We start from the raw sequence: 22,543 nt of genomic DNA, 5'->3' as shown, positions 1-22,543 counted from the left end.
TGGGCCGCATTCGTCGTGCGGTGACCGCCGTGCCGCCGATTGTTCAGGGACCATATAGGGGTGACATCCCTCAGAGCGGGTGGCAGCAGCCCAGCCTCAAGTCGCTGGGCTTCCCCGAGTAATCCCTCACGGCAAAGCGATGCCCGGGTCTCGAATCGAAGGCTCGGGCATCGCTCGTCACTGACGTCCGATCAGAAGTCGTTCGGCGAGTTCACGCCACTGACGCAGGGGTGGGGTCTGCGGTGTGGCCGTGACGACGAAGAGGCTCACATGGTCGGCTCCGGCCTCCAGGTGCTCCTCGACGCGGTGTGCGATGGCATCGGCGGGCCCGCGACTCACCAGCGCGTCGACAAGCCGGTCGTCGAGGGAGTCGACGTTCTCGAATCCCAGATCGTGCAGCAGTGCACGACGGTTGGGGAGGAGCGCGGCGGCATAGGAGCGGGCCAGGTCGGCGGTGGCGGAACGGTCCGGGTCCAGGACGACGAGCTGGGTGACGGCCAGCAGCGCGTCCGGACCGAGCAGGGCCCTGGCGGTCCTGGTGTGCTCGACCGGCATGCCCAGTGGGTGCGCCCCCCAGGCCCGCTCGCGGGCGAGGGCGAGCAGATCCGGACCCAGCGCGGCGAGCACCCGACGTGGCGCGGCAGGCGAACCGGGCGGCCCGAACGGGGCGGCATCCATCGTGTCGAGGTAGCCGCGCATGGTCTCCCGCGGAGGGCCGAAGCGATGGCCGCGGACGTCTTCGGCGAGGCTGGGGTGACTCTCCCAGAGCCCGAGCAGGAAGCGCCCGGGGAACGCCTCATCGAGGGTACGTTGCGCGGCCGCGGTGCTCACCGCGTCGCGCGCGTAGATGTCGGCGGTGCCGGCGGCCACCACGATCCGCCGGGTGGCCGCCAGCAGGATCCCGGCCTGCGCCATGGCCTCCCGCCCTGCCGTCTCGGGGAACCAGAGTGTCCCGTAACCGGAGTCCTCGATCGCCACCGCCGCCTCGCGGAGGGTGGCCGCGGGGTAGCTGTCGAAATCTCCCGCCCAGATCCCGATGTGCCCGAGATCGAGTCCATGGCCGTTCATGCGTCCTGCCGAGCGTCGAAGAAAGCTTCGATCTGAGCGGCGCCGGTCCGGTCGAGCCAGGTGTGCAGGTCCATCAGGCCGGGGTGGATTCGCCGCGCCGCAGAGATGTCGGCCCGCCAGCCGAGCGTGTTGAGCCACTCGTAGGCGAAGGCGAACTCCTCGCCGACCTGCCGGATCGTCTCGATCGGGAGCTGCATGTACGGCACGGGCCGCCCGATCGCCGCCCCGATGGCCTTCGCGATCCCCCGTGGGGTCACCTCGTCACCGGCCAGGTCGATCGCCCTGCCGATCCACTCCTCCGGGTGGGCGAACGCCAGGGCGGCGAACACGCCGACGTCGTCGACAGCCACGATCTGCTGCGGCACGTCCGGCTCGAACGCGGTGGTCACCGTGCCCTCGTGCAGGTGGTAGCCGCCGGTGTAGTTCTCCATGAAGGAGACCGGCCGCAGGATGGTCGCGGGCAGGCCGAGCTTGGCGATGTGCTGCTCGATTCGCCACTTGCTCACGACGTTGCGCGGCAGCACCTCTTCGTCGTGGCGGCCCGCGCCGGCGACGGAGGTGAAGACGAAGTGCCGGATGCCTGCGGCGCGAGCCGCTTCGGCCACGTTGACACCCCAGCGGACCTCGTCCTCGGCCGTGAAGTCCGGTGGGGTGCCGGGTGAGCCGACAGTGGGCTGGACGCCGAACATGCCGTAGGCGCCCTCGGCTGCCGCGACCAGAGAGCCAAGGACCCCCATCTCAGCGCGTACGAGCTCGGCTCCCGCCGCGGCCAGGGCCTGCGCCGATGCGCTGCCCGGATCGCGGGTCAGCGCCCGCACCCGCCAGCCGCCAGCGAGCAGATGCGCCGTCACGACCCGTCCCTGCAGACCGGTCGCGCCCACCACCACAACTGTCTTCCGCATACCCATACCTCTCCTGAAGCGTGCCACCCACATAAATGGGGGGGCACTCCGTTTGCGTTCGGCTAACATATGGGGGGCTACCCCGTTTAGCAAGTCGAGTGGAGATCCAGTGCCTCAAGAAGGTCGCCCGATGCGCGCCGACGCGCGCCGCAACTACGACCGGATCCTCGTCGCGGCCGGCGCGGCCATCGCTCAGCATGGAGCCGAGGCGTCCCTGGAGGAGATCGCCCGACACGCCGGCGTCGGCTCCGCCACCTTGCACCGGCACTTCCCCTCCCGTCAGGCGCTGCTGGAGGCCGTCTTCCGCGACCGGGTGGAGACCCTCTGCGCGAAGGCGTCCGAGCTGGCCGCCGACCTCGATCCCGGCCCCGCCCTGTTCACCTGGCTCCGCGCCGTGGGCACACATGCCGCGTCCAACCGCGGCCTGGCCGCGTCGCTGATGCACGGCGCCTACGACGGCGACCCGACGCTGGGCGCCACCTGCCACACGATGATCGTGAAGGCCGGCGGCGAACTGCTGGAGCATGCTCGCCAGGCGCACACCATCCGCCCCGACGTCGCCATCATCGATCTACTCAAACTCGTCAGCGCCATCTCGCTGGCCACTGAACAGGAACTCGGTGGTGCAGCCGAGGCCGACCGGCTGCTCGCACTCGCCATCGACGGCGTGCGCCCTCATGAAGTACCCCACGCCCACAGCGAGCAGTGAGCCCGCGTTTGTCATTCGGTGACTGCCGTCCCACCGACCGACCACCGCTACCCGCACATGGGCTGACATCCCGAGGACAGGTGGTCTGCGTTCCCATCCGCAGTCCAAACAGGATGATCGCGTAGACCAGATGGTCCTTCCATGAACGGGTTGGCGGTCAGGGGCGGCTCGGCGCCCACATGAGGACCAGCAGGAGGGTGCCGGTGACGGCGGCGACGCGGATGCCCGCGCCCAGGACCAGGGCGGCGCCGATGCCGAGCAGGCCGAGCATGAACAAACCAGCCGACCCAGGGCTGACCGGCCAGGCCTCCCACCTTCCCGTCGGCGTAGCCCGGCTGCGGCCGACCGGACGAGCCCAGGCCGGGCGGAGCGCATGCCCGGCTGTGACCCGCGCCCGGCATGGATGCCGAAGGTCGACCAAAGTCTCGTTTGTAAGGGCTTCCGCCTCTACTCCCCGGAAACTCGTGGAGATGGGATGCAGGTGAAGGCATCTGACGAAAGACGGGGCGGGCTGATGAGCACGCTCGTGCGCCGGGGTTCCACGGCATCGGCGCGGTACCGGTCGTCGACGGCGCCGACCACCTGGTCGGCGTGGTGTCGGAGGCCGGCCTGCTGCGCAAGTGGAGACCTCCGACGTCGGCGTCCACGTCACGCACGGCGTGATCGACAAGCTGGAGTGGAAACAAGCCGACCCTCCCAGCTGGAACGGACGGTGACCATGCTGGTCCGAGAGATGATGACCACAGACGTGATCACGGTCGGCCCGACCGATCCGGTACGGCGGGCCGTGCGCACCCTGTACGAGCACGGTGTCACCGCCGCACCCGTCCTGGACGAGCGCGGCCGCCTGGTCGGCATCGTCAGCGAAATGGACCTGCTGCGCGGCGAGTTCGAGCGCGATCCCCGCTCCAGCGCCCGGATCGTCCTCGGCCACTCCGCGCCTGTGCCGTACACGGTGGCCGACGTCATGACATCCGAGGTCACGACCGTGGCGGAGACGACCGACGTCACCGCCGCGATCGACCTCATGGTCTGCAAACGGGTCAAGAGCCTGCCGGTGAGCAGGAACGGCCGGGTGGTCGGCATGCTCAGCCGCCGTGACCTGCTGGCCCTGCTCGCCCGTCCGGACGAGGACATCCGCGCCGACGTGCTGGCCGCGTTGCGCGAGCAGTACCCTTCCGGACCGTCCTGGGAGGTGCGGGTGTGTGACGGGATGGTGGAGCTGCGCGGTCGGCACGCCGGGCGCACTGACGACATCGCCGACCTGCTCGCCCGCACCGTCCCCGGAGTGGCCCGGGTCAGACATCTCCAGTGAGGCTGTCGGCCCGTGCCGTGGAACCGGCGGCGGACTCGGCCAGGGATTCCATTAAGCGCCCACGCCGGTTTACGAGCGCGCGAAAGGTATTAAAACGCCTAGACGAGCTTGCCGTGGCCCGCGCGCCGGCGGATCTGCCGAGGAGGCTGCTCAGCGTCACCTCGGCCGACATCGCCCAGTTCGCCGGTCCTACCTCGTGGTGAGGGTCGCTTCACCCTCATGGTGAGGGCCGCTCAGATCACGCGGCGGGGATCAGCATGACGGGGACGTCCGCGTCGGCCACGATGCCGCGGACGGTCCTTGCTCTTCCCGCGCCGCCGTACTGGGACCATCCCAGAGTGATGAGGTCGATGTCCTCCTCGGCCGCCACGCCGATCAAAGGCCGGGAATTACCCGAATGTCGACGGGAGCGAAGTCCGCCGCTACTCACGATCGGACGAAGGTCGGCACGGGGGGCCGGATCGGCCGGATGCGCGGACGACGGGTGTGAAGGCACATCCGAGGCCGCTGATCTTCAAGAGCCACAGCATCCGCTCCGGCAGGCCGGTCAGCACCAGTGTGCCGCCCAGGGCTCGCGCGTCCTCGCCGCAGAGGTATAGCGCCTGCAAGCCTGATGTATCACAGAAAGTGACATCGGACAGGTCAAGCAGCGCATTCGGTGTATCGCGGGAGATGACCACGCCCACCAGTTCACGGAGCGGCCTTTCTGCGGCGATGTCCAGCTCGCCCCGTATCGAAAGCACGGTCATACCGTCTGATCCCACCTGCACGATCACCTGGAGTGGCACCCAGGAGGGCGGCAGCGTTTCGGCCCCGCCGGCAGGGCGGCCACTCGGCCTGAGTGTGGGTTCGTTCATCTCCATCAGGATCTCCGGTGTGAAACATCGGTCACCAGCATCTTTACGAGCGTGTCCGCCGGCCCATAGGGCCGAAGGTCCTGAAGATGGCGGCCGAGCGGGCCCGGTATCGGTTTGCCGGATCGGGCGGAAGCGTCCTTCGGAAAGCCGGTTGTCGGAACAGCCGGTCCCGGAGCTGACCTGGGACCGTACGGTCAGGGGCTTAGGTCCCTGGCATCCCGGCATGGGTCGGGTGCAGGGTGAGAGGGAAGGGCGACAAGGGGGGTTGCCGTGTCGAATCTTGGTATAGCGATCGTGCGGCGATACGAACGCGGGGTGGTGTTCCGGCCTGGACAAGTCCGCACGGTTCGCGAACCCGGGCTGCGGTTCATGATCCCGTTGGTGGACCGGATGCGTAAGGTGAGTCTGCGCACCGTGACGATGCCGATCCCGTCGCAGCAGATCATCACCCGTGACAACGTGTCCATCGGTGTCGCCGCGGTGGCCTGCTTCCGCCGGGTCGACCCGGCGAAGTCAGCCGATCACCCCATCGCGCTGCAGTTGCGCAACCTCCAAGTGCTGAGCGAGATCGCCGTGGAGCACGACTCCACCATCGTTTTCCCCGCCCAGTTCCTCACCCGCGTCCGTGAACTGTCCGACTTCGTCACCGCCGAACACGGCAAGGCCGATCCCCGTTCGCTCATGTCCTGGCGCGGCGCGGAGCAGCACAAAGGTGCGAAGGCTGACGTCTCATGAGAATGCGGACACGCCTCGGGTACGGGTGACGCTCCCACAGACCACCTCACATCCGGGCTCCTGAAATTCGAACACACCCGGGGAGCCGCTATGAAGCAGAACCACAACGGCACCGTGACGATCGTCTGGCAGGGCGGCGACCGCTTCGACATCCACATGCGCCAGCACACCGTCCGCGTCGACCAGCTCAAAGACTTCGGCGGTGGCGACACCGGCCCTGACCCGGTCGAGTTGCTCGTCGGGAGTATCGCCGCCTGTGCCGCCCACCGCGCCGAACGCTACCTTCACCGCTGCGAACTGCCCGCCGGTGTCACAGTCACCGCCCACTACGAACTCGGGCTGCGCCCGGCACGCGTCAGCCGGATCGAACTGGTCGTCGAAGCTCCAGGTGTGCCCGCGGGACTGTGGAACTCCTTCACCACCGCCATCGAGCACAGTGCCGTGTACAACTCCCTGCGACTGCCGCCGGAGATCACCTTCCGGCTCCAGGTAGAGGAAGGCCTACCTGCGGCGGGGCACACATAGCCCACAGGTCGTACAGGGTCTCCCGCAGAACGGGCAGCAGGTGCTCGGCCACCTCCGGTGGCACCCGGGTGTCCAGCGAGCCCTCCATATCACCCCGGCGATCATCGCCGGGCTGCCCGAGGGCCCCACCGAGGACAGCCGCCGCACCCAGCGGTTCACCTACGTGATCGACGCCACCGCCGTCGACGGCCGCCAGGCCCGTGGGGTGGTGGAGGGGCCCGATACCTACGGCACCACCGCGGTGATCGCCGTCGAGAGCGTCCGCCGTCTGGTCATCGACTCGGCCAAGCCGGGCGTGCTCGCTCCCGGTCAGGCCTACGACCCTGCCGGCTTCCTGGACTCCCTCCTCCCCCACGGCGTTCACTGGACCATCGACGAAGGCACGCCAGGGAACTGACATCGTCGCGTTCGACCGTCGCCGTACCGGGCCGACGCGGGGCATGGCGCGACGGCGCGGGTTGACCAAGCCGCTGGACTGGTTGCAGCGCCGGTCGGCGCAGCTCACAAACAGCTGACTACAGGAGACCCGCAAGTCGAAGTCAGATCAACTTGACGTCAAGAAGGCTTGACGTCAAGTTGATCTGACGAAATACTCGAGCGATGTCTACTCCCGACGAGCTTGAACGCCAGTTCACGCTGCTGACCGCAGCCGCGCGCTATGACGCGCTACGTGCCCGTGATGCCCTGGCGTCACCGGCCGATGAGGACGACTCCGCGCTCACGCCGCCTGATCCCGGAGCGGAGCCCCTGACACGGGGCGAGGCGCTGGAGCTTCTCGCGCTGGGTGAGGTGATCGCACGGAAGGCGGGCTACGGACGTCAGCTCTCCGTGCGCTCCGCCCGCCAAGCCGGTGCTTCGTGGTCGCAGATCGGTGCCGCGCTGGGAACCAGCAAGCAGGCGGCGTGGGAGGCCCACAGTCGATGGATCGACGAACAGGCCAAGGAGCACCAGCACAACGGCCACTGGGGCTGGGACGAGAACGACGTGGCGGCCGCACGCACGCTCGCCGGCGCCCCTGAAGGCGAGGGCGCGGGATGAGCGAGCGCGCCGAGACCGCCGTCCGCCCTTTCATCCTCGACATCCCGCAGGCCGACCTGGACGACTTGGCCGACCGCCTGGCCGCAACCAGATGGCCGGATGAGCCAGCCGGCGCCGACTGGTCCCAGGGCGTGTCGATGGCCTACCTCAAGGAGCTGACCGCATACTGGCGCACCGTCTACGACTGGCGGGAACACGAGGCACATCTCAACCGGTTCCCACAGTTCACGACCACGATCGACAACACCAACGTCCACTTCCTGCACATCCGTTCCGCCCAGACCGATGCGCTGCCACTGCTGATCACCCACGGCTGGCCCGGATCCATCGTGGAGTTCCTCGACGTCATCGGACCCCTGACCGACCCCCGGGCTCACGGTGGCGACCCGGCCGACGCCTTCCACCTGGTGATCCCCTCCATCCCGGGATACGGACTGTCCGGGCCGACCCACGAAGGCGGCTGGGATGTGCACCGGATCGCCAAGGCCTGGGCCGAGCTGATGCGGCGCCTGGGTTACCACCGCTACGGCGCGCAGGGCGGCGACTGGGGCCACGCGATCACCCGGGAGTTGGCCGCCATCGACACCGACCATGTCGTCGGAGTCCACCTCAACACCCTGCTGACGCCGCCTCCCAGCGACCCTGCCGAGGCCGCTGGACTCACCGATGATGACAAAGCACGGCTTGACCGGCTGATCAGCGCGGAACCGGAGATGTCGGGCTACGCGAAGATCCAAGGCACCCGGCCGCAGACACTGGCCTACGCGCTCACCGACTCCCCGGTCGGGCAGCTCGCCTGGATCGTCGAGAAGTTCAAGGAGTGGACGGACTGCGCCGACGTGCCCGAGGACGCGGTCTCCCGCGACCGGCTCCTGACCAACGTGATGCTCTACTGGCTTACCGCGACCGCCGGGTCATCGGCCCGACACTATTGGGAGGCCTTCCATCCCTCCCAACCACCGCGCACCGAGCCGTTGGCAACGCCCACCGCAGTGGCGGTCTTCGCCGCCGACCTGGCCCGCCCTGTCCGGCGACTCGCCGAACGCGACAACAACATCGTCCACTGGTCGGAGTTCGACCGAGGTGGCCACTTCGCCGCGATGGAAGAACCCGACCTGTTCACCGACGACGTCCGCGCGTTCTTCCACCAGTTCCGCTGACGGACTCCGAGGCAAGCCCAATTAACGCGGCCGTGATCGCGGAGGTCGGCGACCTGGCCTGCGCGACCGGACGCGACCTCGGGCGCATCCCGAGTCTCCGCCCGTTCGCCTGCTACGGCCGCACCAAGAACATGAACGCGATGTCCGTCTACGGCCTCGCCCGCAGGCTCGAAGGCACGCGGATCACGCGCTCAGGAGGTGTCCGCGCAACGCCACGATCAGTTCATCGTCGACGCCCAACTGCGTGACGGCGTAGTCGCGTACGGAACCGTGGTCGATGGCCAGGTCCGCCAGGAAGAGACGCATGATCTCGGCCGGCGCCTGACCATAACCGGGCCACGTCAACGTCCGGCCGGGGTTGACGGCGTGCCAGTCGGCGATGAGCCGGTCGGTGGCCAGCCCGGTGAGCGCGAAGTCAGCGATGACGGTGTCCTCATCCACCCCCAGCAGGGACAGGACGAGCGCGGCGAGCATTCCGGTGCGGTCCTTGCCCGAGGCGCAGTGGATGACCAACGGCGCGCTGTCATCCGAGGCGATGACCTCCAACGCCTGCCGTAGTTCCCCGACCCCGTCAAGAGCGACCTCTGCGTACCGGTCGGCGAGGAAGCGCGCGGTCTCGATGTCCGAGGAGAGTCCGGCCTGGTCGTAAGGGCGGTGTTCGATGCTGAGATTGTGGTAGGCGAGTCCGTCGTCGTGCGGGACACGCCCCTTGGCGGCGATCTCCCACGGATAGCGCAGGTCGATCACCGTCCGCACGCCCAGGTCGAGAAAACGGCTCCAATCCTCGCCTCGCAGCTTGGACAGCGAGTCAGATCGATACAGGCGGCCCCACCGCACCGTACGGCCGTCCTCGGTGCGGTAACCGCCCAGATCCCGGAAATTATGCAAGCGCTCGAACGCGATATGTCTCCTCACCCGGGACACTCTACGAGGCCGGCCAACCTCGCGACCACGTCCCCGGCACGCCTCCGGCCCGTACGCGACCGACGTGAGAGCGTCCAGCGACAGCGCGGACAGCCCCTCCGCCGGAGTGATCTGCTCCTTGGACACCTCCCGCACCCGCAGAGGCGGCCCGATCAGGAACCGCCACACCGAAGTCATGACACCCGCAGGCTTGAGCGTGCGCCCATGCGGTTGCGCCACCTGCTGCCAGCCGTACTGTGCGAGGAGTTCCTGGCCATACGCTTCGACACGGTGCCACCTGCGTTGATGTCGACCGTGCTGGGGCAGCGCCGTCGACTCCTCTTCGCCGCCTCTACATCACCAGCCACGCGAGAGGTATGCCGGTCATGCCAGGTAGCCATGCATGACCGCCGAGCCCGCCGCCCATTTCAACCGGCGGGCCGGGGCGGTACCGTGAGCGTCACCACGGCCTCGCCGGTGTACGCGAGGAAGGTCAGCGTTTCCTGGAAGTACAGCTGGATGCTCGTGGCGTCGTGGGACAGGTAGCCGATGGACAGGTCCTGGCCGATGCGCAGTTCGAAGTCGCCGCCGCGGGTGGACAGCAGGAAGGCCCCGTTGATGGCGGGTGCCCAGATGATGTCGCCGTCCAGCAGGCGGGCGATGTGCTGGTGGATCGGATAGCCGTGATCAGAGGTCTCGCTCACAGCGGTGTAGGTGTCGGCGCTGAGAGCCAATGTGTACGGGCCGTCGACGCCCGCCAGCCGGAGCGCGGTCACGGCCTGGCTGATGGCGTCGGGGTAGTCTCGCACCTCGGCGGGTAGCGTGATCGCCGGGTTGGAGGAGCTGTCGCGGATGCCGGTGATGTCGGCCGCGGCGTACCCTTCGAAGATCGCGCGGTCTTCTGCGAAGGCGATCTGGCGGGCGGCGTCCTTGACCGGCTGCCAGTCGGTGTCCTTGGCGCCGCGCTCGACGTCGTCGACCTGCTGCCGGTCGACGGTGAACGGCACGCGCAGTTCGACGATGGGCTGAAGGCGGCGCGTGCGGGCGACGACGCCCTCGGCGGGAGCGGTGACCGCCTCCAGGTGCCCGGTCGCGACCGACGACAGCTGGGCGCCTCCAGGGGCGGGAACGTCGACGATGCGGCGGCCGGCCACGTGGCGCTCGAAGGTGCGCCGGGCCTCTTTCTCAAGGTCGGCCCACGCGGCAGCGGAGATCGGCGCCAGTTCGCGGTGCAGGTTGTTCATCGGGCGGTGCTCCCTTTCAGATCGCCGATCCTCAGGGAACCCTCAGACGGGGCCCGGGTGTCGGCTGCCGTGTCGGCTCCGCTCGTGGACTCGGCCGTGGCGCCTGGCGGGTCAGGCAGGTCGTCGAGGAAGTCGGCGTCCGGGACGAAGAACAAGGTGCCGGTCACGGGGATGGAAAAGTCCAGGATCCGGTCGTGGCTCGCCGGCGGATCACCCAGGAACATCCGCTCCAGCATCCGCTCGGTGACCGCCGGTGTGCGCGCGTAGCCGATGAAGTACGTGCCGAACTCACCGCGCCCGACAGCGCCGAAGGGCATGTTGTCCCGCAAGATCTGCCGCTCGGTGCCATCGGGGTCGACGATCGTGGTCAGCGCGACGTGCGAGTCGGCCGGTTTGACGGCGTCGTCCAGTTCGATATCGGACAGCTTCGTGCGTCCGATCACCCTCTCCTGGGCTTCGACGGACAAGGCGTTCCACGCCCGCAGATCGTGCAGGTACTTCTGCACGATCACGTAGCTGCCACCGGCGAAGCCGGGGTCCTCGCCGCCGATCAGGACCGCCGCGTTCGCCGCCGGGCCGACCGGGTTCTCGGTTCCGTCGACGAAACCGAGCAGGTCTCGTACGTCGAAGTACTTGAATCCATGCACCTCGTCTTGGACCGTCACCGCGCCGTACAGCCGCTCCATGATCTCCGAGGCCAGCCCGAAGCACAGGTCCAGCCGCTGTGCCCGGATGTGGAACAGCAGGTCACCGGGCGTGGACACCGCCCGGTGCACGGGACCGACCAGTTCACGGAAAGGATGCAGCTCGGCCGGACGCGGCCCGCTGAACAGCCGGTCCCAGGCCTGCGACCCGATCGCGGCGACACAGCTCAGCCTGCCCTCCGGCACCCGGAAACCTACGGCCCGCTGCAACCCCGACACGTTGGACAGCAACTCCCGCGCGACGGACTCACCGCCCGGATCGACCGTCATCACCAGGAAGATCGCCGCCCTCGTCAGCGGGCTCAGCACCGCCTGCGGAACCGCCCCTTGGCCGGACTCCGTCATCGCGGCCCCCTCCTCATGTGTCTCGTATTCGAGACCAACCATGCGCCGAGGTCGTCGGCGCCGTCCCGATTTGGCCCGGGCCCGGCGGAGGCGCGTCCACGCACCATATGCATGGAAGACTACTCTGCGTTGTGATACCCCGGTGCTACCGGCCTGTTCATGGCTGTGCAAAAGTGGCTCCGGCTCAAAGTCCGGCCCCCGTTGGCGATTGCCACGGCGCGTGAAGCGCTGCCGACCGAGCCCGGTCTCCCTGCCATCCCCTTCGACCTCCAGTGCCGGCTCCCGGCTCATCTGCGCCATAACGCGCCCACAGATCGGCGATGGGCGACCTCACAGCCGGAGCGGCACCTGGTCCGGCATGCCCGGATCGCCGACGGCACCAAGCAGGCCGACGATTTCGGCTGGCTAATACCCCCAGTATGGAGGATTACGACTTTCTGGAGAGGAAACTCGAAGGTGAGACCCGCGACGAGAGCCGCTGGCCGCAAGCAGGAACCACTCAAACATCTCCAACTCGAGGCTCCTCTCGTCCTCGGCCTCCGTTTCCCGATCCTGCCGGCCCGCTATGAGCAACCGGTCCGGCCCAGCCATCCCCACTCACCGGAGATCTGAAGAGCACCTGTCAGACCAAAGGAGAAGAATTGACTTCCTCCCCACGGCTGAAGCCGGAGGATTCCCACCCTCACGGGTGGAGTTTCCTGCTTCACCGCCAGTCGCCCGCCGGGCCTGCGCCCTTGAGGTCTTACACCGGCTCCACAGGCGTTTCACCTCTCCGCCAGCCCGGCGGCGAGGATGTTCTTCGCGGCGTTCACATCACGGTCATGGACCACGCCACAGGCGCACACCCAGTCGCGGACGTTCAGCGGCATGAACCGCTGGAGCGCGCCGCACGCCGAGCACAGCTTCGAGGAGGGAAACCACCGGTCCACCACCAGCAGCTCCCGCCCGTACCACTGCGCCTTGTACTCCAGCATGGTGCGCATCTGCCGCCAGCTCGCATCGGAGATCGCGCGGGCCAGGCTGTGGTTTTTCACCAGGTTACGCACGGTGAGATCCTCGATCACGACCACTTGGTTCTCGCGGACGATCGCGGTGGTGAGCTTGTGCAGGACATCGCGGCGACGGTCGGTGATCCGGGCATGCACCCGGGCGACCTTCACCCTCGCCCTGTCCCGATTCGCCGACCCCTTCTCCTTGCGGGCCGGTATCCGCTGCGCGCGGGCGAGTCTCCTGCGGTCGGCGCGTTCGTGGCGGGGGTTGGTGACCTTGCCGTCGTCGTCGGTCACGCCCGGAATCGGACGCGACAGGGTGACCAGCGCGGTGATCCCGGCGTCCACCCCGACCATGTCCGAGGTCGGGTCCAGAGGCCGGACGGTGTCCTCACACAGGATCGACACCGACCAGCGCCCGGCCGCGTCCTTCGACACGGTCACCGTGGACGGATCGGCCCCCTCGGGCAGCGGGCGCGACCACACGATGTTCAGCGGGGCGTCCATCTTCGCCAGGGTGAGCCGCCCGTCGTGGTAGCGGAACGCCGAGCGGGTGTACTCGGCCGACAGCCGGGACTTCTTCCGGGACTTGAACGCCGGGTACCCGGCCCGCTGGGCGAAGAAGTTCGCAAACGCCGTCTGCAGGTGCCGCAACGCCTGCTGCAACGGCACCGACGACACCTCGGCCAGGAAATCCAGCTCCTCGGTGCGTTTCCACTCCGTCAGCGCGGCCGACGATTCCACGTAGGAGACCTTGCGGCCTTCCGACCGGTAGGCGCGGGTCCGCTCCTGCAGGGCCTTGTTGTAGACGAGGCGGACGCAGCCGAACGTCCGGGCAAGCTCATCAGCCTGCTCGGGGGTCGGGTAGAAGCGGAACTTGAACGCCCGCTTCACGATCTGCGCCACGCCTCGCATCGTACCGAACGATCAGCTAAAAATCGCGCGCATGTTCGATTTAAACCGTGCGGCACCGTGCCGCGTTTCCTCCCCAGGGCCAAAGCCCGGGGTCTCCACGCTGGAGGTTTTCGATGAAACCTGCACACACCGGGCGACGGCTCAAGGTGATCGCACCCGCAGTAGTGATCGCCACGTCGGCGGTGGCGTTGTCGATGACCAACGCCCCGGCGGCTACGGCGACGCGTGCGTCATCCACACTCACGAGCCGGCCGTTGCCCTGTCAATCGCCGGGCCGCTCCAAGCCCACGGTCGTCCTGGTGCACGGCGCCTGGGCCGACACTTCGAGCTGGAACGGCGAGGTGGACTCTCTGCAACGAGCAGGTTATGTCGTGCGGGCCATAGCGAATCCGCTCCGGAACCTCACCACCGACGCTGCGTCCGTCGCCGACTTCCTGAAGACCATTTCCGGCCCGATCGTGCTCGCCGGACACTCCTACGGAGGCTCTGTGATCACGAACGCCGCTGCGGGCATTCCGAACGTCAAGGCCCTCGTGTACGTCGACGCTGCGGCGCCCGATGTCGGTGAGACCACCGGCCGGCTCAGCGGCTCCGACTCCGCCCTCAACAAAAATCCTCAGTCCCTCTACGACATGGTGCCCTACCCGGGAGCACCCAAGGGAGCGACAGACCTCTACCTCAAGCAGAACACCTTTGTCCGTTCATTTGCCTCGGACCTACCCCAGAACACCGCCATCCGCCTGTGGGCCTCTCAGCGACCCGCCTCGACCAGCGCGTTCACGACACCGTCGAAGGCCGCAGCGTGGAAGACGATCCCCTCCTGGTACTTCATCAGCACCGGCGACCGGATCATCACCCCGTCCTCAGAGCTGTCCATGGCCCACCGGGCGCACTCGAAAATCACCGAGTTCCACGGCGGCTCCCACCTGACCTTGATATCGCATCCAGATACGGTGACGTCGGTAATCGGATCCGCAATCTGCTCCGTACGATAGGCGGCCCAGCTCACGATAGTGATGTCCACCCTTTCTGGACAGGAAGCCATGACTAGAGAACAGATCCGCACCAGCGGCGCACCCGCGCCAGGGGGCGCGTACTCGCAGGCCATCATCGCCAACGGGTTTCTCTACACCGCCGGCACGGGACCGCACGACCCCGCCACCGGGGAGGTCGTCGGTGACACCATCACCGAGCAGACACAACAGGTACTGCGAAACCTCAGCGCCCTGCTCGCCGCGCAAGGCCTCGATTTCTCCGACGTCGTTAAGGTGACAACGCACCTCGCCGACCTGCACCGCGACTACGACGCCTACAACGCCGTCTACGAACAAGCGCTGCCCAGCCCCTACCCGGTGCGGACCACCGTCGGCTCGACGCTGGACCGCAAGCTCGTCGAGATAGACGTGGAGCATCGCCACGGGCGGGCCGCCCATGGCGGCGACACCCGGCAAACGGAATTTTTTGTCGCCGCTTTGGCGTCCGTTGTTCTCAGACCCCGACTACCCGCTGCACTATTTTAGCTCTGTTTGAGTTAATTTCCCCATATTTCCAGGAATCCTGACCTCAGTGAACGCACGTAATCGGGGGCAGGCGATGGCATTCGGGGAGGCGGTCACCCGGGACTGGACGCAGCGGCGGACTGCGAAGCGGGAGCGGTTGGAGGCGGTGCGGTCCTTCGCCTCGGGCCGAGTGCTGGACGCCGGACGGATGCGTGATGCCCTGCAGGTGTTACTCCATCCGGGCGACCGGGTGGCCCTGGAGGGCGACAACCAGAAACAGGCGGATTTCCTCGCCGGGGCGTTGGCCGGATGTGATCCGAATGTGGTGCATGACCTGCATATGTTGATTTCCTCGATCAGCCTGCGTGAGCATTTGGACGTTTTCGAGCGCGGCGTGGCCCGCCGTCTCGATTTCGCCTACGCCGGTGAGCAAAGCGTGCGCATGGCGCAGTTGCTTGCCGATGGCAAGGTCGAGATCGGAGCGATTCACACCTATGTCGAGTTGTACGCGCGGATGTTCGTCGACCTCATTCCGGACGTCGTGCTGCTCTGCGCCGAGCAGGCCGACCGCGAGGGAAACCTGTACACCGGCCCCAACACGGAAGACACTCCGACCATCGCCGAGGCGGCCGCATTCCACGACGGTGTGGTACTGGTCCAGGTCAACGAACTGGTGGACAAGGTTCCCCGGGTGGACATCCCCGGCGACTGGGTGGACCTGATCGTGGAGAGTCCCCAGCCGTTCGCGCTGAAGCCGCTGTTCACCCGGGATCCCCGCCACATCGGCCAGGTGGAGATTTTGATGGCCATGATGGCACTGCGCGGGATCTACGAGCGGCACGGGGTGACCACGCTGAATCACGGGATCGGCTTCGACACCGCGACGATCGAACTCATCCTGCCCACCTACGGTGAGGAACTGGGCCTGCGCGGGAAGATCTGCAAGCACTGGACGCTCAACCCGCATCCGACGCTCATTCCCGCCATCGAGAGCGGCTGGGTTGAGTCGGTGCACTGCTTCGGCGGGGAACCCGGCACGGAGCGCTACGTCGCCGCCCGCCCGGACGTGTTCTTCACCGGTGGCGACGGATCGCTTCGATCGAACCGGGTGCTCTGCCAGCTCGCGGGCCAGTACGCCGTGGACATGTTCATCGGGTCGTCGCTGCAGATCGACGCCTGCGCGAACTCCTCGACGGTTACCGAGGGCCGCCTGGCCGGTTTCGGTGGAGCGCCCAACATGGGACACGATCCACACGGCCGCAGGCACGCCTCCCCCGCATGGCTGAGCCTGCTGACCGGCGAGGCCCCCGCGCTGCGGGGACGCAAACTCGTGGTGCAGATCACGCAGACCTTCCGCTCCGGCGGCGCTCCGGCGTTCGTGGAGTCACTGGACGCCGTCCAGGTGGGCAAGGACGCCGGCATGCCCATCCCACCGATCATGATCTACGGTGACGATGTCAGCCACGTGGTGACCGAAGAGGGAGTGGCCTATCTCTACAAGGCCACCAGCCTGGCCGATCGGCGTGACGCGGTGGCCGCGGTCGCAGGCGCCACCCCGGTTGGCCGTAACATGGACGAGCGGCGCGTGGAAAAGCTGCGCCGCGAAGGTTTGGTCGCACTGCCCGAGGACCTCAAGGTCGACGTCCGCAAGGCGGACCGCTCCTTGCTGGCGGCCCGCAGCATCGAAGATCTCGTCGCCTGGTCCGGAGGCTTGTACGATCCGCCCGCCCAGTTCCGGACCTGGTGATCCGCCGATGATCGTCATAAGTACCGGACCTCCGGCAAGGGCACGAAGGTCGAAGCTGTCGGCGGCCCTGCTCGCCGACATGGCCGTCCGGGCGCTCCGCGAGGAGGCACAGCTGAGCCCCAAGCCTGGCCTGGTCGACCGCCGTGGAGGCGGCGCACACGACGACATGGATCTGCCGCTTCTCCTGGCTTCGGCCGAGGCGCTACGCCCCACGTTCTGGTCCATCGCCGACGTGGCGGGGCGAATGGCCGTCGGGGTCGAGCTTCGAGAAGAGTTGGGCCGTCTCGGCCGCGTGGGCGAGGCGACCATGCTGCGGATCACACGGGGGGTGAACACGCACCGCGGGGCGCTGTGGACGCTCGGGCTGCTGGTCGCCGCCGCCGCCGACGCCGACGACGAGCGGGAGGCCGCCCGCCACGCGGCTCGGCTGGCCACCCTTCCCGACCGGCACGTCCCACCAGGGGTGGTCTCCCATGGCGAGCGGGCCCGGCAGCGATATGGGGTGCGCGGTGCTCGCAGCGAGGCCGAGGCCGCCTTCCCCCACGTCGTCGAGGTCGCCTTACCGCGGCTGCGCCGGGCCAGGACGGCCGGGCTTGCCGAAGAGGTGGCCCGGTTGGACACGTTGCTGGAGGTGATGAGCCTTCTGGACGACACCTGCGTCCTGCACCGTGGCGGCCTTGAAGGCCTGCGCATCGTACGGTCCGGTGCCGAGCGTGTCCTGGCCGAGGGGGGCGCAGGTACGGACTCCGGCCATGCCACCCTCATCGAGCTGGACGAGCGGCTCCAAGCACGGCGGTTGTCGCCGGGCGGGAGCGCCGACCTGCTGTCCGCCGCGCTCTTCCTCGACATGGTGCCGTGGCCAGAGCACGTTGCCCGAGCCGAACGGAAGGTGCTCGCGTGCAAACGCTGAACTACGAGTTCGCCGCCGGCCGGCTGTCTGGCCGGCAAGCGCACGTCGGGGTGGTCGGCTCAGGGGATCTGGAGGTCTTGATGACCCCGGAGTCGACCGGCATCGCCCGAGTGCGCGTACGCACCAGCGTTGACGGATTCGACACGGTGTGGCGAGCCGTGTTGGAGCGGTTCTTCGCCCGCCACGGTGTCGCCGGAAGCTTCGAACTCAACGACTTCGGAGCAACACCCGGCGTGGTCACCCTGCGCCTGCGGCAAGCCATCGAGGAGAGTAAGACATGACCTCCGCAGCGAATCCAGAGGACACGCACACGGACTGGACCGCGCTGCTCGCCCGCACCAGCTTCATAGAGCTGGGCGCCCGAGCGCGCGCCACCGCGCTGCCCGACAACGGCACCGCTCGCGAGCTGTGTGGTCCCTTCGACCGGATCGAGTCGCCCTGGCTGGAACCCCAGGGCATCGTCCCGGAGTCCGATGACGGCGTTGTCGTGGTCAAGGGAGAGCTCGACCGGCGACCCGCGGTCGTGATCGCCATCGAACAGGCTTTTCAGGGCGGTGGCATCGGTGAGGTCTCCGGCGCGAAGATCGCTGCCGCACTGTCCCTGGCCGCCAGTGACAACCGCAACGGCACCCCGACGGTCGCGGTCCTGCTGTTGGAGACCGGAGGCGTACGCCTGCAGGAGGCCAATCTGGGCCTGGCCACGATCGCGGAGGTGTGCTCCGCGCTGCTGGAGTTGCGCGCCCTTCAGCCCGTCATCGGCGTCATCGCCGGAACGCTGGGCTGCTTCGGCGGCATGAGCATCGCCGCCGGGCTGTGCACCAGACTGATCATGACCAGAGAAAGCCGTCTCGGACTCGACGGTCCCGAAGTGATCGAGTCCGAGGCCGGCCTCGCCGAGTTCGACGCCTCCGACCACACGCTGATCTGGTCGATCGATGGCGGCACGCAGCGCACCAAGACCGCTCTGGCCGACGTGCTCGTCCTCGACGACGTCACCGCCGTGCGATCCGCCGTGATCGACGCCGTAGGACACGGCGTGCCCGACAAACACCGCTCCCAGCGAATCGGCGAGCTGCGGGCCCGCCTCGAAGCCGTCGACCCGGCCAATCCGCCGCAGCCGACCGACCTCGCGGCGCTCTGGGCGAAGGCCGTACCGCCGAAGGGAGACAGGCGATGAGTCGCGGCCAGAACTGGACACAAGCGCTCGCCGACGGCGACGTAAGCAACGTGGTCCCGTCTGTGATCACGGCAGACGCCACGCTGGGCGGCGACACCGCCCGCCTGATCGCCGTCGTACCCGACCCGCAGAGCCCTTACCACCGAGCCCGCAAGGGTGAGATCGGCCTCCGCGAAGGGCTCACGCTCGCCGAGACGGTGACCGAAGTCGTCACCAAGGACGCACATCTGCCCGATGATCGCCGCCGCCCGATCGTCGCCGTTGTCGACGTCCCCAGCCAGGCCTACGGGCGCATCGAAGAGATGCTCGGCATCCACCACGCTCTGGCCACCGCCGTGGACGCCTACGCCTCCGCTCGCACCGCCGGACACCCTGTGATCACACTCATCGTCGGAACGGCGCTGTCCGGCGGACTACTCGCACATGGTTCACAGGCCAACCAGATGCTGGCACTCAACGACCCTGACGTGGTGATTCACGCCATGCACAAAGTAGCCGCCGCAGAGGTGACCCTCCGGACCGTCGACGAGCTCGACGAGCTGGCACGGAGCATCCCCCCGCTGTCCTACAACGTCACCGACTGGGCGAAGCTCGGCCTGTGCGACGAACTCCTGGACGTCGAGAACGCCAACGACCCGACCGACGGGGACGTTCAGAGGACAAAAGGCGCGCTCACCGCCGCCATCGAACGGGCCCGCCGCGGCCCCCGCGACCTGAGCAACCGCCTCACCTCGCCCGGAGCTCAGCAAACCCGGGCCGCCTCCCGCCGCATCCACGAAGCGCTTGCCGCCCAATGGCAGTAACCGTGCGCCCACACGATCTGCTGTGGCTCACCGGGGCTGCCGCGCTCGAAGACACGCTCCCGGACTGGGCCTCCGCGTCGCTTGCCGCCTGCCCCTGGGGCGTCGTACGGCGGGCATCGCACCCAGCCGGCTTCATCCCGGTAGGTGTACGCGGACCCGAGCGATGGCAGCGCCATGCCGCCCTCGTTCCCACCGACACGGTCACCCGCTCCGTGCCACCCGAAGAATTGAAAGAACGGCGGCCCCGCCTCCCCCGGCTCGCCACCGCCCTCTCCGCCATCGCCCTGCGGCTGGCGACCGAGTTGGAAGGCGATACCGCGTGGGGCCCGATCGGCAGTGTCGGCTTCGAACTGGCTACCGGGCAGCCGACCACCCACCCTGGAAGCGACCTGGACCTGCTGATACGGACACCGCGCAGACTGGAGCGGGCCCGGGCCGCGCGGCTGGTAACCGCCTTCGCCACTCTCCCCAGCACAGTCGACTGCCAACTGGAGACTCCCTCCGGTGGGGTCGGTCTCACCGAATGGGCCCGCCCCGACGGTCCTGTCATGGCCCGCACCGACCACGGCCCGGAACTGGTGAACGACCCGTGGGCCCCCGCATGAGGGTCGCATTCTTGTACCCCGGCCAAGGCACCCAGCGACCCGGGATGCTCCATGGCCTGCCCGACCACCCAGCCGTCACCGCGACCCTCACCGAAGCGGAGCAGATCCTGCCCGGCTCGTCTCAGCAGGACACTGCAGAGGCGTTGAAATCCACCGTCACCGCACAAGTCGCGCTCTGCATCGCCGGAGTCGCCGCGACCCGCGCCCTCGCCGACGAAGGCGCCACTCCCGATGCCGTGGCCGGGCACTCCTCCGGAGCATTCCCCGCCGCCGTCGCCGCCGGGACCCTGACCTTCGCCGAAGCTCTCGCGGCCGTGCACCACCGCGGCGAACTGATGCGTGACGCATACCCCTCCGGATACGGCATGGCCGCTGTCCTCGGGCTGACCGTTCCCCAGGTCCGGCGCGTGGTCGAGTCAATCACCACCGACGACGACCCGGCCTACGTGGCCGTTATCGACACCGACCAGCAGATTGTGGTCGCCGGCAGCACCCGCGCCCTGGAACGCCTCGCCGCGACAGCCGCCCAGGCCGGCGCCCGGCGCGTACAGCACCTGGACATCAGCGTCCCCTCACACTGCCCGCTGCTCGACCGCGTCGCCGACGCCATGGCAGACCACCTCGCCAAGATCCCCCAGCGCCATCTCACCGTCCCCTACCTCGGCGACGCCACAGGTCGCCTCCTCCACGACACCGACGCCGTCCTCAACGATCTCGCCCGCAGCATCGCCACCACGGTGAAATGGCGCGACGGCACCGCCCTGCTCGGCGAACTCGGCACAACCCTGTTCATCCAAACACCCCCCGGACACGTCCTCGCCCGGATCGCCCAAGCCGCCCACCCACACGCCCGTGTCATCACCCTCGCCGACACCAGCATCGCCGACGCGGCACTACTCACCCGCCGCGCCCACCTCCCGACTCGCCCGCCTACCCGCCGAGGGACCGGATGAAAAGGGGCTGTCCAGTTACCCAGGTAACTCGATTCCGGATAGCCAACCCTCACAGGACGGGTCTGATCTCAAGTCAGAGGTCGGGCCCGCCTTTTGGCCCGGAGGCGCCCGGAGCCGACGGTCAACGCCGCCCAGTCAGCGCCCGCCTCCCTCGCCGCCCATGATGACGAGGGTCCCGCGGGGAGTGAGGGCCCGTCGCAGGCGAGACAGCGGGCGGTTGCCCGCGATGTCGAGAATGAGGTCGTAGCGGGGCGACCGGTCGGCGAAGATCTTCGCGACGGAACCGAGCGCGAGGGCCGCGGCCACGACGCGGAGCACGATCGCGGCGAGGATCGCGGACGGCGCGGTGCAGGGGCAGCGGTTCAGGACCGGGGAGGGGTACGCGGCGGAGCGGGCGGCCCCGGGAACGTCGTCCTGCAGTCGCCCGCGAAAGACACGGATCCGCTACCTGTCCGACAGGAGTTTGTGCAGGTAGCGGAACTGCTCCTCCTTCTGGAAGCCGCCGCCGCCCTCGTGGTTGTTCCACGGCCAGACGGCGATCTCCTTGGGGCCCTGCCAGTGGTTGTAAGCGGCGAACACCGTGGACGGCGGGCACACGTCGTCCATCAGCGCCACCGAGTACAGAGCCGGCACCCGGCCGCGGGCGGCGAAGTTGAGCCCGTCGAAGTACGACAGGGTGCGGAACACCTGGTCGGCGCTGCCCCGCTGGGTCGCCAGGAAACGGACGATCTCCTGGTACGGGTCCCGACCGGTGATCTCCACGGCCCGCCGGAAGTGGGTCAGGAACGGCACGTCGACCAGCGCCGCCCGGACCTCCCCGCGCAGTGCGGCGACCGCCTGGGCGATGCCGCCGCCCTGGCTGCCGCCGGACACCACGATCCGTCCGCCGTCCACCGCCGGGTGCGCCGCCGCCACGTCGACGGCCCGGACCGCGTCGGTGAACACGCGCCGGTAGTAGTAGTCCTCGGGGGCCAGGATGCCCCGGGTCATCATGCCGGGCGCCTGCGGCGAGCCGCCGCCGTGCGGGTCGGCCGTGGCTCCGGGCGCGTTGATGTTCGCGCCGCCCTGGCCCCGGGTGTCGACCACCAGGACCGCGTAGCCCGCGGCGGGCCAGGCCAGGTGGTCGTGCGGGAAGCCCCGCCCACCGCTGTAGCCGATGTACTGCACCACACACGGCACCGGCCCGTCCGCCTTCGGGACCACGAACCAGCCGTTGATCCGGTGACCGTCCCAGCCGGCGAAGGAGACGTCGAAGACCTCCACCGCCGGCAGCGGGATCTCGTACGGCGTGAAGACGGGGGCCAGGTCGAGCGCGGCGGCCTCGGCGAGGGTCCGCGCCCAGAAGTCGTCGAAATCGGCGGGCTCGTCTCGCTCGGGACGGTACTCGCGCAGTCGCTCAAGCGGCAGATCGAACAGGGGCATAGGGGGCTCCGATGTCGG

25 protein-coding genes and 1 pseudogene are annotated in these 22,543 nt (G+C 68.4%); 16 read left to right on the top strand and 10 right to left on the bottom strand.

Annotated elements, in window-relative coordinates; all coding sequences use genetic code 11:
• Positions 1–177: 177 nt before the first annotated feature.
• Complete coding sequence (locus tag FHR32_RS29315) at positions 178–1,068, bottom strand: TIGR03620 family F420-dependent LLM class oxidoreductase (protein WP_184757712.1); 891 nt, start codon at positions 1,066–1,068, stop codon at positions 178–180.
• On the bottom strand, positions 1,065–1,970 hold the full coding sequence (locus FHR32_RS29310) for an NmrA/HSCARG family protein (RefSeq protein WP_184757711.1): 906 nt from the start codon (positions 1,968–1,970) through the stop codon (positions 1,065–1,067). Before FHR32_RS29310 ends, FHR32_RS29315 begins: the two co-directional genes overlap by 4 nt.
• Before the next feature lie 130 nt (positions 1,971–2,100).
• Here FHR32_RS29310 and FHR32_RS29305 point away from each other — a divergent pair, with 130 nt between their 5' ends.
• Complete coding sequence (locus FHR32_RS29305) at positions 2,101–2,679, top strand: TetR/AcrR family transcriptional regulator (protein WP_184757710.1); 579 nt, start codon at positions 2,101–2,103, stop codon at positions 2,677–2,679.
• 733 nt (positions 2,680–3,412) lie between these two features.
• A complete protein-coding gene (locus FHR32_RS29300) occupies positions 3,413–3,994 on the top strand; it encodes a CBS domain-containing protein (protein ID WP_184757709.1) in 582 nt (193 codons plus the stop codon).
• A 238-nt stretch (positions 3,995–4,232) separates the two neighbouring features.
• Here the strand turns inward: FHR32_RS29300 and FHR32_RS29295 are convergent, their stop codons facing one another.
• Both FHR32_RS29295 and FHR32_RS29290 read right to left on the bottom strand, forming a co-directional pair.
• Entirely contained in the window at positions 4,233–4,373 is a 141-nt protein-coding gene (locus tag FHR32_RS29295) for a hypothetical protein (protein WP_184757708.1), read from the bottom strand.
• A 43-nt stretch (positions 4,374–4,416) separates the two neighbouring features.
• Positions 4,417–4,851, bottom strand: a complete 435-nt coding sequence (locus tag FHR32_RS29290; protein ID WP_184757707.1) for an STAS domain-containing protein — start codon at positions 4,849–4,851, stop codon at positions 4,417–4,419.
• A 270-nt stretch (positions 4,852–5,121) separates the two neighbouring features.
• On the opposite strand from FHR32_RS29290, the gene FHR32_RS29285 reads away from it, so the two are divergent.
• The 5 genes from FHR32_RS29285 to FHR32_RS29265 all read left to right on the top strand — a co-directional run bounded on the left by FHR32_RS29285 (position 5,122) and on the right by FHR32_RS29265 (position 8,309).
• Positions 5,122–5,586: an SPFH domain-containing protein gene (locus FHR32_RS29285; protein WP_184757706.1), complete on the top strand. Its 465-nt coding sequence runs from the start codon at positions 5,122–5,124 to the stop codon at positions 5,584–5,586.
• Positions 5,587–5,676: 90 nt separating this feature from the next.
• Positions 5,677–6,111: an OsmC family protein gene (locus tag FHR32_RS29280; protein ID WP_184757705.1), complete on the top strand. Its 435-nt coding sequence runs from the start codon at positions 5,677–5,679 to the stop codon at positions 6,109–6,111.
• Between the two features lie 40 nt (positions 6,112–6,151).
• On the top strand, positions 6,152–6,508 hold the full coding sequence (locus tag FHR32_RS29275) for a saccharopine dehydrogenase family protein (RefSeq protein ID WP_184757704.1): 357 nt from the start codon (positions 6,152–6,154) through the stop codon (positions 6,506–6,508).
• A 203-nt stretch (positions 6,509–6,711) separates the two neighbouring features.
• Complete coding sequence (locus FHR32_RS29270) at positions 6,712–7,149, top strand: hypothetical protein (RefSeq protein WP_184757703.1); 438 nt, start codon at positions 6,712–6,714, stop codon at positions 7,147–7,149.
• Entirely contained in the window at positions 7,146–8,309 is a 1,164-nt protein-coding gene (locus FHR32_RS29265) for an epoxide hydrolase family protein (protein ID WP_184757702.1), read from the top strand. The genes FHR32_RS29270 and FHR32_RS29265 overlap by 4 nt, the downstream gene beginning before the upstream one ends.
• Before the next feature lie 183 nt (positions 8,310–8,492).
• Here the strand turns inward: FHR32_RS29265 and FHR32_RS29260 are convergent, their stop codons facing one another.
• The 4 genes and pseudogenes from FHR32_RS29260 to FHR32_RS29245 form a co-directional block, all read right to left on the bottom strand.
• A complete protein-coding gene (locus FHR32_RS29260) occupies positions 8,493–9,410 on the bottom strand; it encodes a tyrosine-protein phosphatase (protein WP_221466259.1) in 918 nt (305 codons plus the stop codon).
• Between the two features lie 230 nt (positions 9,411–9,640).
• Positions 9,641–10,456, bottom strand: coding sequence for a family 1 encapsulin nanocompartment shell protein (locus FHR32_RS29255; protein WP_184757701.1), 816 nt, complete (start codon positions 10,454–10,456; stop codon positions 9,641–9,643).
• The gene (locus tag FHR32_RS29250) at positions 10,453–11,505 is read right to left on the bottom strand and encodes a Dyp-type peroxidase (protein WP_184757700.1); all 1,053 of its coding nucleotides are present in this window, start codon (positions 11,503–11,505) and stop codon (positions 10,453–10,455) included. Before FHR32_RS29250 ends, FHR32_RS29255 begins: the two co-directional genes overlap by 4 nt.
• 695 nt (positions 11,506–12,200) lie before the next feature.
• Positions 12,201–13,409, bottom strand: a pseudogene (locus tag FHR32_RS29245) (RNA-guided endonuclease InsQ/TnpB family protein); the annotation flags it as partial.
• Between the two features lie 113 nt (positions 13,410–13,522).
• On the opposite strand from FHR32_RS29245, the gene FHR32_RS29240 reads away from it, so the two are divergent.
• The 9 genes from FHR32_RS29240 to mdcH are packed head-to-tail and all read left to right on the top strand — an operon-like array spanning position 13,523 to position 21,103.
• Positions 13,523–14,404, top strand: coding sequence for an alpha/beta hydrolase (locus tag FHR32_RS29240; protein WP_221466258.1), 882 nt, complete (start codon positions 13,523–13,525; stop codon positions 14,402–14,404).
• 48 nt (positions 14,405–14,452) lie between these two features.
• The gene (locus FHR32_RS29235; protein WP_184757699.1) at positions 14,453–14,929 is read left to right on the top strand and encodes a RidA family protein; all 477 of its coding nucleotides are present in this window, start codon (positions 14,453–14,455) and stop codon (positions 14,927–14,929) included.
• Positions 14,930–14,975: 46 nt separating this feature from the next.
• Entirely contained in the window at positions 14,976–16,655 is a 1,680-nt protein-coding gene (gene mdcA / locus FHR32_RS29230) for a malonate decarboxylase subunit alpha (RefSeq protein ID WP_221466257.1), read from the top strand.
• 7 nt (positions 16,656–16,662) lie between these two features.
• Positions 16,663–17,565 (top strand): triphosphoribosyl-dephospho-CoA synthase, encoded by a 903-nt coding sequence (locus FHR32_RS29225; protein WP_184757698.1) that lies wholly within the window; start codon positions 16,663–16,665, stop codon positions 17,563–17,565.
• Positions 17,553–17,846: a malonate decarboxylase subunit delta gene (locus FHR32_RS29220; RefSeq protein WP_184757697.1), complete on the top strand. Its 294-nt coding sequence runs from the start codon at positions 17,553–17,555 to the stop codon at positions 17,844–17,846. The genes FHR32_RS29225 and FHR32_RS29220 overlap by 13 nt, the downstream gene beginning before the upstream one ends.
• Complete coding sequence (locus FHR32_RS29215) at positions 17,843–18,742, top strand: biotin-independent malonate decarboxylase subunit beta (RefSeq protein ID WP_184757696.1); 900 nt, start codon at positions 17,843–17,845, stop codon at positions 18,740–18,742. Before FHR32_RS29220 ends, FHR32_RS29215 begins: the two co-directional genes overlap by 4 nt.
• Positions 18,739–19,545, top strand: coding sequence for a biotin-independent malonate decarboxylase subunit gamma (mdcE, locus tag FHR32_RS29210; protein WP_184757695.1), 807 nt, complete (start codon positions 18,739–18,741; stop codon positions 19,543–19,545). Before FHR32_RS29215 ends, mdcE begins: the two co-directional genes overlap by 4 nt.
• 2 nt (positions 19,546–19,547) lie before the next feature.
• Positions 19,548–20,150 (top strand): malonate decarboxylase holo-ACP synthase, encoded by a 603-nt coding sequence (locus FHR32_RS29205; protein WP_184757694.1) that lies wholly within the window; start codon positions 19,548–19,550, stop codon positions 20,148–20,150.
• Positions 20,147–21,103 carry a malonate decarboxylase subunit epsilon gene (mdcH, locus tag FHR32_RS29200; RefSeq protein WP_184757693.1) on the top strand — a complete coding sequence of 319 codons (957 nt, stop codon included), beginning with the start codon at positions 20,147–20,149 and terminating at the stop codon, positions 21,101–21,103. Before FHR32_RS29205 ends, mdcH begins: the two co-directional genes overlap by 4 nt.
• A gap of 135 nt (positions 21,104–21,238) precedes the next feature.
• Here the strand turns inward: mdcH and FHR32_RS29195 are convergent, their stop codons facing one another.
• Both FHR32_RS29195 and FHR32_RS29190 read right to left on the bottom strand, forming a co-directional pair.
• A complete protein-coding gene (locus FHR32_RS29195; protein WP_246467467.1) occupies positions 21,239–21,421 on the bottom strand; it encodes a hypothetical protein in 183 nt (60 codons plus the stop codon).
• 126 nt (positions 21,422–21,547) lie between these two features.
• Entirely contained in the window at positions 21,548–22,525 is a 978-nt protein-coding gene (locus FHR32_RS29190) for an acetylxylan esterase (protein ID WP_184757692.1), read from the bottom strand.
• Positions 22,526–22,543: the final 18 nt, after the last annotated feature.

The sequence above is a fragment of the Streptosporangium album genome (assembly GCF_014203795.1).
Lineage (GTDB): Bacteria > Actinomycetota > Actinomycetes > Streptosporangiales > Streptosporangiaceae > Streptosporangium > Streptosporangium album.
Note: the sequence above shows the minus strand (reverse complement) of the source record. Positions and strands in the feature narration are given on the sequence as shown.